12 protein-coding genes are annotated in these 17,442 nt (G+C 42.7%); all 12 read right to left on the bottom strand.

What is annotated here, in order from left to right; all coding sequences use genetic code 11:
• Positions 1–7: 7 nt before the first annotated feature.
• Positions 8–202, bottom strand: coding sequence for a hypothetical protein (locus OC25_RS18590; RefSeq protein WP_039479132.1), 195 nt, complete (start codon positions 200–202; stop codon positions 8–10).
• 179 nt (positions 203–381) lie between these two features.
• Positions 382–1,401: a zinc-binding alcohol dehydrogenase family protein gene (locus OC25_RS18585; protein ID WP_039479131.1), complete on the bottom strand. Its 1,020-nt coding sequence runs from the start codon at positions 1,399–1,401 to the stop codon at positions 382–384.
• A gap of 89 nt (positions 1,402–1,490) precedes the next feature.
• Positions 1,491–2,279, bottom strand: a complete 789-nt coding sequence (locus OC25_RS18580; RefSeq protein ID WP_039479129.1) for an L-fucose dehydrogenase — start codon at positions 2,277–2,279, stop codon at positions 1,491–1,493.
• 108 nt (positions 2,280–2,387) lie between these two features.
• Positions 2,388–4,652, bottom strand: coding sequence for a DUF5703 domain-containing protein (locus OC25_RS18575; RefSeq protein ID WP_245222069.1), 2,265 nt, complete (start codon positions 4,650–4,652; stop codon positions 2,388–2,390).
• Between the two features lie 158 nt (positions 4,653–4,810).
• The gene (locus OC25_RS18570; protein WP_039479127.1) at positions 4,811–6,229 is read right to left on the bottom strand and encodes a sialate O-acetylesterase; all 1,419 of its coding nucleotides are present in this window, start codon (positions 6,227–6,229) and stop codon (positions 4,811–4,813) included.
• A 117-nt stretch (positions 6,230–6,346) separates the two neighbouring features.
• A complete protein-coding gene (locus OC25_RS18565; protein WP_156131528.1) occupies positions 6,347–8,374 on the bottom strand; it encodes an aceric acid hydrolase in 2,028 nt (675 codons plus the stop codon).
• Position 8,375: 1 nt separating this feature from the next.
• On the bottom strand, positions 8,376–11,816 hold the full coding sequence (locus OC25_RS18560; protein ID WP_039479126.1) for a glycosyl hydrolase: 3,441 nt from the start codon (positions 11,814–11,816) through the stop codon (positions 8,376–8,378).
• Positions 11,817–11,831: 15 nt separating this feature from the next.
• Positions 11,832–13,127, bottom strand: coding sequence for an L-fucose:H+ symporter permease (gene fucP, locus OC25_RS18555; protein WP_039479124.1), 1,296 nt, complete (start codon positions 13,125–13,127; stop codon positions 11,832–11,834).
• A 108-nt stretch (positions 13,128–13,235) separates the two neighbouring features.
• Complete coding sequence (locus OC25_RS18550) at positions 13,236–13,679, bottom strand: MaoC/PaaZ C-terminal domain-containing protein (RefSeq protein WP_039479123.1); 444 nt, start codon at positions 13,677–13,679, stop codon at positions 13,236–13,238.
• Between the two features lie 190 nt (positions 13,680–13,869).
• Entirely contained in the window at positions 13,870–14,937 is a 1,068-nt protein-coding gene (locus tag OC25_RS18545) for a Gfo/Idh/MocA family protein (protein ID WP_052266308.1), read from the bottom strand.
• Complete coding sequence (locus OC25_RS18540; protein WP_039479122.1) at positions 14,938–16,173, bottom strand: extracellular solute-binding protein; 1,236 nt, start codon at positions 16,171–16,173, stop codon at positions 14,938–14,940.
• Positions 16,166–17,326, bottom strand: coding sequence for a CaiB/BaiF CoA transferase family protein (locus OC25_RS18535; RefSeq protein WP_039479253.1), 1,161 nt, complete (start codon positions 17,324–17,326; stop codon positions 16,166–16,168). The genes OC25_RS18540 and OC25_RS18535 overlap by 8 nt, the downstream gene beginning before the upstream one ends.
• Between the last annotated feature and the right edge of the window lie 116 nt (positions 17,327–17,442).

Below are 17,442 nucleotides of genomic sequence, written 5' to 3'. Positions count from 1 at the left end.
TCGAAACTTAGTGCGTACACGCTTCTTCTCCTAGTGGCCTAAAAAGATCTTCTTTTTCGAAAAATACCTCGCCATCAGCTGATTTTGCAGTAATAACAATACCTGCATATGGGTTTTTTTCTATTTCTATAATCGTTCCCTCAATCCAATCGGTACGGTCGGTTACTTGCGGGGAAATTGAAACTTTATCACCTATTTTCATAACTGATTTATTATTAATTAATGCTTACAAATATACGTATTTTCTGATGCGATATTGTTTTAGCGATAAAGTCGATGTCCTAAGGCGATGGCTTTTGTCATTCTGAACGCAGTGAAGAATCTCTACCTGAATTGTTTTATTGGATGAGATTCTTCATTTCATTCAGAATGACGATCTGTTTACTCCCCAATCTTTGCCATGGCCTTAATTACCCCGTTTTTAGGATCGAGCCAACTTTCAAAGTTATCTTTAATTTCCTCAAAATTAACCTGATGGGTAATGTAGGTTGTGGGCTTTACCAAACCAGCTTTCATCGATTGGATGACATGTTCGAAATCGACAATGGTTGCGTTTCTGCTGCTCATTAAAGTAGATTCGCGCTTATGGAATTCAGGGTGGTTAAAAATTAAATCTCCTTTTTGCAAACCAATAAGTACAAATCTTGCGCCATGGGCCATGTAATGAATGGCGTTGTTAATGGCTTTTTGGTTGCCCGTTGCGTCGATTACCACAGTGGGCATATCGCCATTGGTAATTTGGCTCAATTGCTCGGTTACATCTGGTGATAATGCATTAATGGTATGTGCAACCCCTAATTTTTCTTTACAAAAGTTCAGCCTGTCGTTATTGATATCAAGAGCAATAACCTGTCCGCCGGCTATGCGTGCAAACTCCATGGTGCCTAAACCAATGGGGCCGGCACCAATTACCAGCACAAATTCACCGGGTTGTACTTCGGCCCTGCGCACACCATGTGCACCAATGGCCAGTGGTTCTACCAGGGCCAGCTCATCGTAGCTTAGTCCTTCGCCATGTAGCAGTGTGCGTGATGGAACGGATAGATATTCGCGCATGCCACCATCTACATGCACACCGCAAACCTGCATTTTTACACAACAATTGGGTTTGTGCATGCGGCAGGCAATACATTCGCCACAATTAAAATAAGGGATAAAGGTAACAGCCTCTCCTATTTCAAAATCGGTTCTGCCATCAATGGCAACCAATTCGCCGGAAAGCTCGTGACCTAAAATGCGCGGGTAATTAAAAAAAGGTTGTGTGCCTTCAAAAGCATGTAAATCGGTGCCGCAAATGCCGATTCTTTTTATTTTAATAATGGCCTGGTCTTTTTGAAGTTCAGGTTTTTCAGTTTCTGAATATTCAAAAGTACCGGGAGTTGTACAGGTTAGGGTTTTCATTGGTATTGGTTAATTGTATAAATTGGTTAATCGGTTAATTGTTGGCATTTGCATAAACTGCAAACTGATAACTGCCAACTGAAAACTGTTTAAGCGTTCGCCAAAGCCCGGTCTAAATGTACATAGCCCCCATCTACATGGATAATTTGTCCGGTAGTGTGACTAGAACGGCCCGACATCAGAAATACCGTCATGTTGGCGATTTCTTCTGCGGTGGTCATCCTGTTTTCTAAAGGAATTTTAGCTGTAATTTCGTTTAATTTTTCCTGCGCATCGGTCAGCGTTTCAATCCAGGTTTCGTAAGCTGGTGTCCAGCATTCGGCTACCACCACGGCATTAACCCTGATGCCGTATTTGAGGAGTTCTACCGCCCATTCGCGTGTGAGTGCGTTTCTACCACCATTAGCTGCAGCATAGGCAGATGTATTGCCCTGACCAGTTTCCGCTGTTTTGGAAGTGATATTTACAATTGCACCTTTGCTTTTAATCAACTCAGGCAAAGCATAGTGCGCCATCAGGTAATAATGTACCACATTTTTATGGAGCGAGGCCATAAATCCTTCATAATTGCCACTTTCGAGGCCTACGCCATCATTCACACCGGCATTGTTTACGAGGCCATCAATCCTGCCGAATTTAGCTACAATTTGGGCAACTACTTTTGCACAATCTTCCGGTTTGGACAGTTCGGCTACAAACTGATCGGCCTTTTTGCCTTGTGCGGTAATTTCGTCAACCACTTTCTTATTGTCTGCTGCTTTTCTGCCTACAATTACGGCAATGGCATCTTCTTTGGCAAATACTTCTGCAATACTACGGCCAATGCCTTTGGCCGCTCCGGTAATGATGATTACTTTTTCTTTTAACTGTAAATCCATGCTTCTAAAATTATTTATTAGTCGTCACCCTGATCCGATAGCTTTCGGATTCATTTCAGGGTCTCATTGTAAAATAAGAGATCCTGAAACAAGTTCAGGATGACGGTACTATTGGTTAATCATATTTATGATATCTTTTTTTCTCGATTCAGGTAATACTTTCAAATCTATTAATTTTCCATCTTTTAAAGTTCCTTCAACGGTAGTTTGGTATGGTGCATAAAGTTTAAAATGTACGTTCCAGTCTGCCGGCCATGCCGGGAAAAGATAAATCTTTTTTCCATCGGTTTGCATGAGCATTTCTTGTAAACCAATCATGCCCGAACCGCCCCAGTTGTGATCGGGTGTCCAATCGAAACCTGGTCCCCAGAAGGCCGGAAAACGTCTTCCAGAATCTTTTAATTTTAGGGTGGTTAATCGGGCAGCTTCGTCGGTTAAACCTAATCTTGCTGCAAAGATGTTATCCTGTTTCCAACCGATATGACTGCGAAATTTAAGCAGATCGGTATCATATTTAAAGGTGTTGATGGCGGTATCCAATCCCGGTTTGCCAATGCCATAAATTCTCCATGGAAAAACCGGGTAAAGTTGCGGACTTTCGGTGTTGTTGATCCGCTCCCAGGTTTTAGCTGGTGAAATAGTGGTTTGCCCCTGAAAAGACCTGAAACTGATCTCTGGGATGGTTTTGAGCATGGCTGTCCATTCGCTTCGCTTATTTTCGGGTAATGAAGGACTTTCAATCAATCTCTGTAATACTGTTTTCAACGCAGCGATGGTAGAGGTAGCATTGTAAGCCATTTTATAGGTTTCGGCACCGGAGCCTGGATACAAAACCAAGTGTCCTTCCCCATCGAATGCTTTGGCCCCGCGTTGTTTGGCCAGATAGGTATAATGCTCTTTAAAAAACGTTAGGGAGCTTTCAATTAAGGGAAGATATTTTTCGATATTTCGCTTATCATAACGTTCTGTTTCAAGAATCATCGTGCAGAACTCCAGAACGGTATCCCATTCGTATTCGAGCCAGGCATTGTATTCCATCCCTTTGTTAAAATCAGCCGGGCGTTTCCAGCCATATTCGGCAGGGTTGGGTAAACCGAAGTTTTCTAATTGCTCAGTAAAACTTGCTCCCTTGTGCCCCCAGGCAGCCTGAGTCCTGATTTCTGCATTACGGACTAAACCAAGGTAAAAATCGAATTGTGCCGCCATCATATCAAAATCACCGGTTTTAAGCATGGGCCAGTAAACCAAACGCTGGTTTTGTGCGGTATGGGTACCTCCTCCCCAGTTTCTGAAATCGGGCGTATATTTTAATGCACTATCAGTAAGCTGCGGATCGAAAGTGAAAAGCCCGCCATTAAATTTAGTAGGATATTTACCAAAAGTATTGCAGCCCAACATGTAGCGGAAAAGCTGATAATTCCTGCCTGATTGATTCGCAGCCTCATCTTTTGCATGGATGTAAATAAAACTTTTGTTCCAGTAATTGTTCCACCATTTGATGCTGGCCTGCTGATCGTTTTTCGCATTTTGAAGTGTGCTTTTCAATTCCTTTTCCCAGTTGGCAACAGCCGAAGTGGTACAGGTATTTAGGGCAATGGTGAGGTGTTCGCTTGTGGCAGGTGTTTTACTTTTCAATTTCCAGCCCTGAAAAGGTGTGTTGAGATAAGTGCCGGCATCATTACCTGCAGCGACCATGTTTTTCCCTGTCATTATCCCGCCAAAAATCAGATTTTTTAAGGGGTTGTATAGTGCTGTTTGATATTCGGTTAAACCTTGTTGCTTTACCGTCACATCAAAAACAGTTTGCGGCTGATTCTGATGATAAAATTGTACGCCACCATCTTTAAAAGCAATTTCGTCTTTCAGTGTTTTTACAACCCCTTGAGGAGCCCATTTGTACGAATTCTGGTTATTTTCTTTGCCTGTGGTAATCCGATCTTCAAAGCGCCAGCTCTCATAATTGGCGGTAGTGGTGATTTTTGTGTTCGACTGGATGTCTATATGAATAACAGGTTTAAAAACATCAACCCAAACCTTGATTCCGGTTTTAATTTTTCCATTCGCTCCGGATATGCTGGCGTAACCATCTTTCAGGATGAGTTCTTGTTTAAACGTTTGGCAAGCAAATGGATTCGGGCTAAACTGCAGCCTGATGCGACCAAGTTTAAGCAAGGTATTGTTTTCATCAAAAGTTCCGCTGCGGGCAATATACAGATACACCTCTCCTTTTTCTACCCAGAGATTTAAACCGATATCGCCTCCTCCAACAGGCATCGATTCAGCTGAATTGTTACTTTGGGTAGTCCATACCACGTTATCTTTTTCTTGCGAAAAAGCAGTTGTTAAAGTGAACCATAAAGACAAGAAGAGCACAAGAGCAAAGGATTTAATTTCTAAGCGCAAAATATTCGACCACCTAAGACACCTAAGGACACCTGAGACGCGACTTAAAAATGCCGACCATATAAGGCAATTTAGCACATTTAAGTGCTTTTTATATAAAATAGGTGTCTTTGTGGTTAACATCATTATTATTTCTCCCAATTGTCTGTGCGGAAAGAGGAAGCCGGAAGGCCATCGTTTCCGAATAAATCGCCGGTTACAAAATCTTTAAAGGCATAACGTACGGCTACAGGCACTTTTACCTCCTCGGCCGAAACAATAATACTACTGCCTTTTATAGTGGCTTTGGCCGGATAAAACTTATGGTCTGCACCTGCAATTTCGAATAAAGATAAGGCTTTACCAAAAGAAGTGAGGCCATTGGGTACATTTTGAAATTTAAGGGTTGCGGTGTTTTTTTCGATACTTAACAGTTCGTAAGCCGGGCTAAGTGCCCCAAAGCCTTTAATGCCATAGGTTTGGGCTAGGGCGATGTAAGCAAGCCTTTGTCCACCCTGTTTTTTATTGGCCGGATGGATGGAGTTTTCTTCGCCGATATCCATTAACACTGCCATACCACTGTTGGGTATTTTGCTTAACGACTTGCGCTGCGCATCGCGTAAATAAGCCGAGTTGTAATTGGTGCCTGGTTTGGCGATAAGTGAATAATTGTAGGGCGCAATTTGTGCGTAGTAAAAGGGGAATTCACCATTATCCCAGTGTTGTCGCCAGCTCGAAACCATGGCCGGGAACAAATCTTCATAGCGTTGTGGTCGCTCATAATTGGATTCGCCCTGATACCAGATAGCGCCTTTAATGCCATAACCGATTACCGGATAAAGCATGCCATTGTATAAGGTAGTGGGAGTTCTGCTTACTTCTTTAATAGAATCGCCTTTTGAAGGGATTTTAACTTCTGTAAAGGGTTTCAAATCTTCGGGCGACATCCAGGCTTCAATGCTCGAACCACCGTAACTGTCGTTAATTAAGCCAATGGGTACATGGAGCATTTCGCTCAGTAACGATCCAAAATAATAAGCGGTAGCACTGAAATTAGAAACGGTTTCCGGTTCAGCAAGTTTCCACAACGAAGGCTTGCTGTTCTCCTGCCTTTCGGTAATGGATGAACGCGGAACAGTATATAACCTGATGTTGGGGTTTGAGGATTTTAAGATAACTTCATTGGAGCCGATAACAGGCTGACTTTTGAACCCTTTCATGGGCATTTCCATATTCGACTGGCCTCCGCAGAACCAAACCTCACCAATGAGAATATCTTTCAGTAAGAGTTTTTCTCCATCATTGAGCTCTATTTCGTATGGTCCGCCGGCAGCTGGTGTAGCCACTTTAACTTTCCACTTTCCGGTTTCATCGGTTGTTGCAGCGTAGCTGGTTTTGTTCCACGAAGTAAGTACTTTTACTTTGATTGCGGGTTTAGCCCAGCCCCAAATGGCCACCTTGCTTTGCTGCTGCAGCACCATATGATCGGTAAAAATGGAAGCTGGTTTTACAGTGGCCGATGCGATGCTAGAGCAAAGGATCAGGAAAAGGATTAGTTTTAATTTCATTGTATTATTTTTCTTTCATTATTTCCACGTTGGTGGGAATCTTAATGCTTATTTAATCGAATTACCCATCAACCAAAAAATGAGATGCTGAAATAAATTCAGCATGACGCTTCCAGGCTAACGACTAAGCGGCAGCCAAACCGACATTTCTGAATGGCCCCTGTTGCCCCAGGCAAAGTAAGGTATCAGTTTAAGTGTGGTTGTAGTATTTTTATCTTCAATAGGTTTATAAAGCACGTTTTTCCAGTTATTGGGTGCCACAATTTTAGCAGTACCCACCAGGCTAATTATTTTGGCGCCATCAATATTCATGGTCTGCGCTTCAAATTGGGTAGAGGCAGGTACGAAGGCATTGAAAATATTTTTGCCTGGCAGATCGGTAGATTCGAGGCAGTACACCACCGGACCGCGTTTTACGGCTACCTGATTGCGGTTCTCCTCTACTAAAGGATTGGCTTCAATTAAAACGGCCTCCATTGGCAAGTTTAGTTCGATGATATCGCCTTTTTTCCAAACTCGGTTTATTTCGGCATACGTGCCCGAAACTGGCTTTACCTGTGCTGCTGTTCCGTTGATGCTGATCTGCGCATCATGTGTCCAGGCGGGGATTCTTAAAAAAATCGAATAGGCTTTGTTGGTACTTTCTTTCAATGTGATTTTAATGTTGCCATTCCAAGGATAATCGGTTTCTTCAGTCAAAGAAACTTTAGTGCCGTTGGTTAGTGTGGTGCTTAAATTGTTGCCTCCATACAAATTGAACCACAGTCCTTTATCAGAAACACTGTAGGCATAATCACTAACTTCGGCAATGGTGCGCACCACATTTGGCGGACAACAGTTAGATAGTGCTATGTAAGGTACACGATCTTTAGACCAGCGCTGCTTAAAAGGTAAATCATCTGATTGTGCCAGCGGATTGGTATACAGGAAATTCTTCCCATCTAAGCTAATACCCGATAAAACACTGTTATGAAGCGCCAGTTCCATCACATCGGCATATTTGGCATCGCCGGTAATTTGCAACATGCGCCAGTTCCACAATACGTTACCAATATTGGCACAGGTTTCGTTATGCGCGGTAAAATTGGGTAGCTGGTAATCGCGCCCGAAAGCCTGATGTATTTTCTGCACCTCGGCCGGATTGTATGAGGTACCGTCAGGCGAAGTACCATCGTAAAGCGAACCACAACCACCTGTAATGTACATTTTATGCTGGTTTACATCATCCCACATCAGATTCAGCGTGTTTAAAAGCGAATCTTTTCCGGTTTCTGCGTATAGATCGGCTACACCGGCATACAGGTAATTGGCCCTTACGGCATGACCCATGGCTTTGGTTTGCTGTAAAAATGGAATACGGTCCTGGTTGTCGTCGGTTCCATCCTCTATTTTGCCTTTAATGGCAATTAAATGTTTAGCCAGCTCGAGGTATCGCGGATCTTTTGTGGTACGGTACATTTCTACCACACCCATGTAGTGCGAAGGGCAAATGGCATTTCTGGCCAAAGTGGGCGAAGCGGATTTATAGAATTTGTATAAATAATCTGTAGCTTTTTTGGCGATGTTGAGCAAAGTGGTTTTGCCGGTGGCTCGGTAATGAATGCAACCTGCTGTCATTAAGTGACCAATGTTGTAAGATTCGAAACTCAGGCGATCCTGAAACTGGTTATTGGCTCCGGTTTTACGCTGCTCGATCATGGCTTTGGTATAGATATAACCATCTTCGCGCTGCGATTTGCCGATTACAGCAATCGCCTTATCCATCATTTCGTTCAATTTTGGATTTTTGGTTGAAGCGTAAAGTACAGCAACAGCTTCTAAAGTTTTGTAATAATCGCCATCGTGAAAAGAAGGACCAGCATGCGAACCGGTATCGAGGCCAGCCGCAATTTCGAAGTTTTTAAAAGCGTGGCTGATTTTGGGATCGTTGTAAATGGCCCACATGTTGGGTACCATGGTTTCGGTAGCTACTTTAAAGCGATCGGCCCAGAAACCATTTGTCCAGGTTACATCACTCAGGTTAATGCTGTGCAGTTTCGCATAAGGGCTGTTTGAGGTGTTTACCAGCGATTTATCCTGTGCCTGGGCTACTGAGGCTAACAGTAACATCAGGGCCAGCGTCTTTATTTTGAAAAATATCTTCATCTTATTTCTCCTCCAATTGAATAACTACCGGACCGAATAAACCTGCAGAGTTTAAAGGCTTGTCTGCTAAACGGAAAGGTGCAGTTGTTTTGGTAATTCTTTTATTTTCAGGTAATTTACTATCTCCAATTAAACGGTTAGCCCAGGTATTTACCACTTCAATGCTGATATGGTTCTCTCCTTTTTTAATGGCTTTGCTGATGTCTAAACGGTAAGGCGGTGTCCACAAGGTGCCGCATGTCACGCCGTTGATTTTAACTTCGGCCATGCTCGAGAAAGCACCCAGATCGATCCAGGCCTTTTTAGTATCGCCATTGTAAGTAAAGTTTTTGGTGTAAACTGCAGTTCCTGAATAATAGCGGATTGCAGTATCAGGATTTTTGCTCCAATCGCTAAGCTGATTAAAGGCAACTGGTTTGGATGGACCACCATAGGCAGGATCGAATTGTACCTGCCAGTTAGCTGAAATATCCAATACATTTTTATCTGCAGGCTTGTTTTTTGCAGCTTTCAATTCATCCTCTGCACTTTGCGAATGAAAAGAAAATACTTCTGGTGTATCCAGGACCAAAAAAATAGATTGGTTAGGATGTAAGGTTAAATTGATGTCAGTACCATCAAATGCGTTGTTAATCTTATGCGGCTCAGACCATATATCACTTACGGCATCATAGCTTTGTACCGATTTTTTGCCATTTCTTAAGTTGAAGAGTAATGTTCTTTTTCTATCTTGCTGATTAGAGATAAAGTAAATTTCCTTGTTTCCATCAACTCTATGGGCGTAAGCAATATCAGGTGCATAATCCTTATTTAATTGATTGTTTGTGAATTCATTAATATTTAAATCTCTTTTCAAGCCTAAAACATCAAAGGTTTCGCCATAGAAAGGTGCCTTAAAAATCTGTCCCAATCCTACTTTTTTGGTATAAACAGGATGGTTATTGTTTTTATATGATTCGAAGTTTCCACCCCAAATTTCATCCACAATTTTATTAAACTCCATGGCATTAACCTGTTTAATACCAGATTGATAAAGTGGTTTATCTCCAACAATCACCTTTGCGCCTGCCTTGATCAGCTCCAAAAGCTTTTTAACTGTTTCATAGCTCATGTACTGGTAATTTGGGTTCATTTTCATTTCTCCTGGGAATACCAGAATTTTATAGCTGGTACCGCTTGCAAAAACAACCTCGCCGTTTTTAACGGTTGCGGTGCTCAATACATCCGGATTAAAACTATCATAGGCATAACCGCGTAAAGGGTTTAGCCAATTTTCGGGATCGGCCATGTTAGCCGAATGGGTAACCCCGGCAGGGATTTGTCGCAAAGGTTCGTCAACATTGGCTAAACGTTTCTGTTCTGCCTCAACCACCTCTTTGCCAAAAACTCCGGGTAAGATTGTTACCAGCCTATCGGGCAATACCGATCTGCGGGGCAATTCTTCGCCTGTGAAAACGGCAATATCAACTACAGGTTTACCTTGCTGCAGTAGGTTTTGTGTGCGTGTGGCGTAATCAACCCAGGCTTTACCCAGTTTCCACCAGGTTTGGTCGCGCTGAAAGTAAAGGCCTACCCCGTCTAAAGTCATGCCCGGTTTTCTATCCATCCAGGGGTTGTGTGCAAAAACATGGTACACCAATTTATTAATGCCCAGGGCATAATTGCGGTCCTGCAGGGTTTTCATATTGCCCGGACTCTCGTTCCAATCCATCCGTACGGTGGTAAAAGCCTCTGCCTGAACTATGTTTTTACCATAAATGTGTGCGCCCGAAATGGCATCGAGCATATCGTTTGGTTTATCGTGCGTAGGACTGTTTAACCAAAACTCGCCCATGGGTACATCTACCGTTTTATAGTGCAATAACCCGTCGCTGATCATGGTTGGTGCTACACTCTCAGCAGTAAAGGTCACCCCTTTTTCCTTTGCTAGTTTGGCCAGGGTTTTATAAAACTGATCGACCACCAGTTCGGCGATGGTTTTTCTGATATCATACAGGAAATCTTCAGATACTTTTGCATTTTCTACCGGAAGCCCGGTCATAATGGGCAGATAAGGTGTTAAATCGTAACCCCGACGCTTTAAAAACTCAGCTTTAAACAATGGCGACCAGTTTTGGCTGCCACACTCCCAGCTATCTACATGGAAAACGCTCAACACCTTTTTGGCTATTTCAGGGCCAGCGTGTTTTAAAGCTGCTCCATACCAATTGTCGAATTGTAGTTTAACGGCTGTGGGGTTAAATTTGTCGCATTCCAGCCCCATGCCGCCACCTGCGGTAGCATTGGTATGCCCTGTTGAGGTATGCCCGATCCTTAAGATGGTCCATTTACCTTTAGGTGCTTTCCAGTTTAAAGTACCATCAGGGTTTAGTTTATTGCTAAGGTTAATGATGTTTTTTAATGGTATACAAAGATTTTTAGCAATTTGGGCATCCGTGCTTCTTTTGCTGATCCGCCAGACTGAACCATTTTTGCCCTCAAATTGATTAAGCTGCGCTTCGGCTGATAATTCCAGGTTAACGAGTTTTAATGAAGGTTTCCATTTGGCTGCATCCAAATCTTCAGCGCCGGGTTCCGAGCCTTTCTTATCGTAAATAAACCTGAAGAATTTTGCTGTTGTTGGTACAATGCTATGCGTTACGTCTTCATCGGTATCCTGCCAGCCATGTCGTGGTGCTGCTAAGCGACCAATTGAGCGAAAGGTTTTTCCATCATTACTCACCTCGATGGCCAGTCGCTGGGCCTGGTAATTATTGCCACTAACCTTAATCGTTACGGTTCGGCAGGTGAAAGGTTTTTCAAATTCGTACTGGATGTAACAAGGTTCGTTTGAGCCAAAGTTTTTCTTATTGCCGGGTTGCACCAATCCGCTAGCATCTGCACCATTGCTTGCCGTAATTTTAGGGATGATGGTACGGGTAGAAATTCCTTCACCAACAGGTGATGGATAAGCGTAAACGGCTATATCGCGGTAATAATTTTCCTTATTTTCAGGTGTAGGTAATTGTATTTTATTCTTTGTATTACTGGTGGTTATCTTAGACCAAACTACCTTTTGCATGGAAAGTTCGGGCTTAATCCACGGACCACCTGCCAGTGCAAAACCATCGCTTACGTGCATACCCAGTTTAAGGTTTAAACGTTTGGCTTCGCTCATGGCAAACTCAACCATTTGCCACCACTCGGGTGTTAGTTGTACGCTTGGCGGCTGATAAAGTGGTGTTTTATCAGCCCCCTGAATGCTCATTAAATACGCACCACCGATACCATTGGCTCTCATGGCTTCCAGATCGGCGGTTATGCCTGCTTTCGAAACACCTGCTTTAATCCAGTACCAGAATACCCAGGGCTTTGCGTTATCGTTTTGCGCAACAGTTTTATTTGAAAAGCACATGCTTAACAATAAAACGACCGGAAGTATCTTAAGGCAAATAGGTTTCATTTTTCGCAGGTAGAATTATGATTTACGCGCCATTTTATATCCGCTTAAACCGAAATAAAGTACTACTATAAAGCAAATTAACGGGATGCTATAACCAATCTGAATGTTATCACCGTACAGATCAATCAGGGTACCCATGCCGAAAGGTAGAATGGCACCGCCCACAATTGACATAATTAACCATGAAGAGCCCGGTTTGGTATCATCACCAATACCATCGATACCCAGTGCAAAAATGGTTGGGAACATGATCGACATAAAAAATCCAAGTCCGCCTAAAGCATACACCACGTAAGAACCCTGCCCTAAAATAGCCACCAGACACAACAAAACAGAGATAACGGCATAAATAGCCAGTAGTTTATTGGAAGATACAAACTGGAGAATAGCTGTACCTGCAAAACGGCCTACCGTAAATAATAAACCATAAATGGCTAAATAAGATGCTGCGGTTTTCTCGTCGAAACCACCACCTTGCTGGGCCATTCTGATGAAAAAACTGGTGACACAAACCTGCGCGCCAACATAAAAAAATTGCGCAACCACGGCCCACCTCAGGTGTTTATGCCTTAATGCACCAAAAAAACTACCTTTAGCCTCACCATCAATACTTTTGGTTTTAATTTCGGGCAGGTGGATGAAATAAAATATAACTGCAATGACCAGTAAAATGATCCCTAGGGTGATATAAGGTGTTTTAACTGATGCTGCTTCTTCCAAAAAATAGCTGTTTCGGCTCTCAGCACTCATGGCCGCAAGTTGATCTTTAGTATGTGATTTTCCGGAAAGGATGAATAAACCACCGATCATGGGCGCAACCATGGCTGCTAAACCATTAAATGATGCGGCAAGATTTAACCTGCTCGTGGCTTTTGCCGGATCGCCTAAAACTGCGGCATAAGGATTGGCCGAAGTTTCGAGCATGGTTAAACCACATCCAATGATAAAAAGTGCAACCAGAAAGGTAATGTACGAGAGGTTATTGGCTGCCGGAACAAATAAAAAGGCACCAATTGCAAAAGCCAGCAGACCCGAAATCATAGTAGCCTTATACCCCCATTTCTTTAAAATAATACCTGCCGGAATGGCCATTAAGAAATAGGCAAAGAAAACAGAAGTATCAATTAAGGTAGATTGCCGGTTATTTAAATTACAGGCTTTTTTAAGGTGCGGGATAAGGATCGAATCGAGATTGTGCGCCATTCCCCAGAGGAAAAACAGACTCACTACGAGTATAAATGGTAATAGGTACTTCTTTCCCGATGAGGAATTGTTTTCAGTTACAATTTCGGATGCGGTGTTGTGGTTCATTATATTTGGTTTATTGGTTCATTCGTTCAATAGTTCATTGGTGTCATTTGTTCATTAGTGGCCTTGGTGGATATAATCATCCTGACTAATGAACGAATGATTACAGAACTAATGAACCTTTTTAACTACAAGTAAATGGTCGCAGACTAACACGACTTCTCCGTGTTGGTTAATGATTTCTACATGTTCGGTTACGGTGCCATATTCTGGCCTTTTGCTTTCTCCTTTTTCAGAAATGGTGACTTCTGAGTGGATGGTATCGCCAATAAACACCGGTTTTACGAAACGAAGTTTATCATAACCTTTACTCATGGCTTCGGGGTTAATCTCCGAAGCGGTAAGGCCAATACCAATACTAAAAATCATGGTACCATGTGCAATGCGCTGTTTAAACGGTTGCGTGGCACACCATTCGGCATCCATGTGATGCGGAAAAAAATCGCCGGTATGGCCTGCATGCACCACAAAATCGGTTTCTGTGATGGTACGGCCTAAGGTAATGCGTTTATCCTGTAACTGGTAATCTTCAAAAAATGTGGATTTGAAATACATAGTTTAATTTTTTTATAAGCGATACAATCGCCGTTCTCACCCATCCTCGTTAAAAACGAGGACGATGTGTTAAGTTATCTTTTATGTTTCAGTTCAAGATGACGATTAATTATCCTCGTGTAAACAAAAACTATATTATTCTGGCGATATAATCGCCATTCTCGTTCATCCTCGTTACAAACGAGGACGATTATTTAACCTTTACACCACCAGTATCACTGGATCTATATGCACTCTCTACTACAGCCATCGTATCAATCACATCCTCAACACTGGTGTGTAAAACGGGGCTTGATCCTTCACTGTAACGCATTAAATTGGCTATAGTGCCAATAAATGCTTCCGGAAACCAGGAGCCTTCCAGTTTTACGGTTTGCCATTCGGGTGTTTTACCTGCTTCTGCCACACAATACTCAAACACATCGGGCACACCATGCGGATAATCCATCAATAAGCCAATTTTGGCCACAATAGCGCCTTTGGTTCCCTCCCATTTGATATAGCTTTCCTGATGCCTCGGACCAAAATCATGATCGTGGTTGGTATTGATTACGGCATGCATGGTATCGCCATAATCAAACAAAATGGTCGAACGTGATGAGGATAAGCTTTTGGCAGGATGTTTTAAGGTTTTTGCCAGCACACTATTGGGGTTGCCCAAAAATGAACGGATTAAATCAACATAGTGGATGCTATGATACTGAATCTCTAAACGTGGATGGATGATCACATGCGGAAAAATTTCCCAGGGGGTTTTAATGGTTACCCTGACTTCCATATCGTAGAGTTCGCCAATCAAACCTTTATCAATGAGGTATTTTGCAGCACTTACAAAAGGTGCAAAACGCAGCTGAAAGTTAATGGCTGCTTTGAGGTTTTTGGCCCGGCATAAAGCCAGAATTTCTTTTGCCTGGTTAAAATCATTGCCCATGGGTTTTTGAATTAAAACCGCTGCACCATCAGGTAATTGCTTTAGGGTTTCGATATACTGCTCGGGCATAATGGTAATATCGAACACTGTATTTTCAGGCGCTGCAGCAACGGCTTCAGCCACAGTATCAAAAACATGTGGGATGCCGAAAGCATCGGCCAGTTTCTGTGCCCTGGCTTTAGTCCGGTTTACAATGCCATATACTTCAAAGCCCGCAATTTTATAAGCAGGCAGATGTGCATCAGCCACAATTCCGCCGGCACCAATGATGATAATTGGCTGTTTGGTTTCGGGTAAAACTGGTTTATATTGGATATCGATACTCATTTAGTTCAATTTGTTAATCTGGTTTTGGGCTGCCTCAATTAAACCGGAAGTTTCGGCTGTGGTATTCATGGCTTTTAAAACCATTTCATCAATAATTTTGGCAATCTGAGTCCAGTTTTTATGCTGTGGCAGCATATTGGCCACCTCGTGTAACTGTTCTAATTTATGGTAGTATGGAATAATTTCGTTCACTTCTGCATCTTTCCAGGTCGATAGGCGGCAACCGATTCCACCTTCAAGAGTCAATAACTTGTCTTGCGCGGCATTCGTGGCAAATTTCAGGAAATCGTAAGCCACTTCTTTATTTTTACTGCCTTTGGCAATGGTGTAAAGCCAGTATACATTTAAGGATGCCGATGCCTTACCAGCTGCTGCGGGTAACAAATCGACACCTACTTTACCTTTTACCTTCGAATTGGCATCTACTTCGCACATACCCGCAAAACCAAACCAGTTAATCATCATGGCGGCTTCGCCATTGGCAAAAGCTACACCGGCCGCAACCGATTCAAAATCTTTTGATTTCGGATGAACTGCAGTTTGATCGTTTACGATCTTGCGGTAAAAATCAAGACCTTCTACAGCCGCTGGGCAGTTGATTTGAATGTTTCCTTTTTTATCGACCAGGCTGCCTCCTCTGGTCCATAGTTGAAGGCAAAAATCGAAAACGGTATTGTGCCCATCGGGATAGCAGGCAAAGATGCTGCCATATAGATTATCGTCCGGGCGGTTAAAAAAACGCGCTACCTGATGAAAATCTTCCCAGGTTTGGGGCACTGTAAGCGCTTTTCCAAACTGCTTTAAATAATTGGCTTGTTCGGTTTCGCTCTCAAACAAATCTTTGCGGTAAATAAAACATTCCGGACCATCGTGAAAAGGCAAACCCACTACTTCCCAGCCAAAGCGCTGTAAACCAAGTAGCGATTTGCTCCAGCCATTAGGAAAATCTACGGGTTTACTGGTGTTGATATAAGGATTTAAAACCTCAAATGCCTGGTTCAGGTAGCCTTCATACACCCAATCGGTATTGATGTGCGCAATATCAAATGCACCTTTAGCTAAGCCCTGATTGGTAATGGTACTTTCATAAAGCTCGTGTAAATCCATAATTTGCATTTCCAGCTGGAGTGTACAGCCAGAAAAGGCACAATAGCTGTCCCAGAATTTCTGCATGGCAGATTCAAAAGGACCAAATTTACGTACGGCTATTCTGAAAGTTTCGGCTTGATTAGGCATTTATAGTGGTATGAGTTATAAATTCTTTGATGATTTTTTCGTTGTCCTGTCCCAATTTGGGTGAACCTTTCGGTGAAGTTAATAATTCTCCATCAATCCGGATTGGACATCTGGTAGTTTCGTAGCGGTAACCATCAACCATTTGCACTTCCTGGATCATGTTCAATACCTTAAAGCCATCGTGCGCCATTAAAGCATTCCAGTTTAATACATCCGAACACCAGATATCTGCCGGTTCTAATTTAGAAAGCCATTTTTCGGTGGTTTGGGTAAGCAAATGACTGGCTAAAATGGCTTTAATCTCGTCGCGTTTGTCAAAAGCTTCGCTAACTTCAACGTACTCTTCCAGTTTTTCACAACCCAGCAAATTACCCAGCTGTGGTATAGAGCCCATGGCCAGTGCCAGGTAACCGTTTTCGGTTTGGTAAATGCCGTAAGGAGCACCTAAATAAGCGTTGGCATTGTTTTGTTTAGATCGCTCAGGCAAACTACCACCGTCGTTCATGAAGGTGGTAATGGTTTCAAACTGAAAATCGTAGGCCGATTCCATCATGCTCACCTGTACAAAACCGCCTTGATTTTTTACAGCCTTGCGGTACAGGCAGGCTAAAATTCCCTGGGCGAGATGTGCACCGGCCAGCATATCAATAATGGATAAGCCCATAGCCACAGGTCCACTATCTGCATTTCCGGTAAGTGATGTTAGACCAGTAACCGATTGTAGGAGTAAATCCTGCCCCGGTTTATTTTTCCATTCGCCCGCAGTACCGTAACCCGATATTTCGCCATATACAATAGCTGGATTTAAAGCGCTAACTGCCGGATAATCGAAACCTAAACGCTCCATTACACCCGGCCTGAAGTTATGAATCATAACATCGGCCTTTTTTAAAAGCTCGCGAACCATTTCGCAGTCTTCTTCACTTTTTAAATCAACCTCAAAACTTTCCTTGTTCCGGTTGATGGCATGAAAAACCGACGATTCGCCATTCATAATCAGATTGGAGGTATAAAGCGTACGGCAAATGTCGCCAACGCCCAAACGTTCAATTTTGATTACACGCGCACCCATATCGGCTAAACGCAAACTCGCCGAGGGGCCAGAAAGAAACTGGCTAAAATCGATAACTAAATAATCTTCTAGCGGTCGCATATTTTTATTTTTTTTATTTTCCATGGTTCGTGTCGACACGAACCATTCTCATTTTGTAAAGGATTTAGAATAACTGTCACGTTGAGCCTGTCGAAACGTTTTTAAGTATTCGTAAA

This window comes from Pedobacter kyungheensis (assembly GCF_000812965.1).
Taxonomy (GTDB): domain Bacteria; phylum Bacteroidota; class Bacteroidia; order Sphingobacteriales; family Sphingobacteriaceae; genus Pedobacter; species Pedobacter kyungheensis.
Note: the sequence above shows the minus strand (reverse complement) of the source record. Positions and strands in the feature narration are given on the sequence as shown.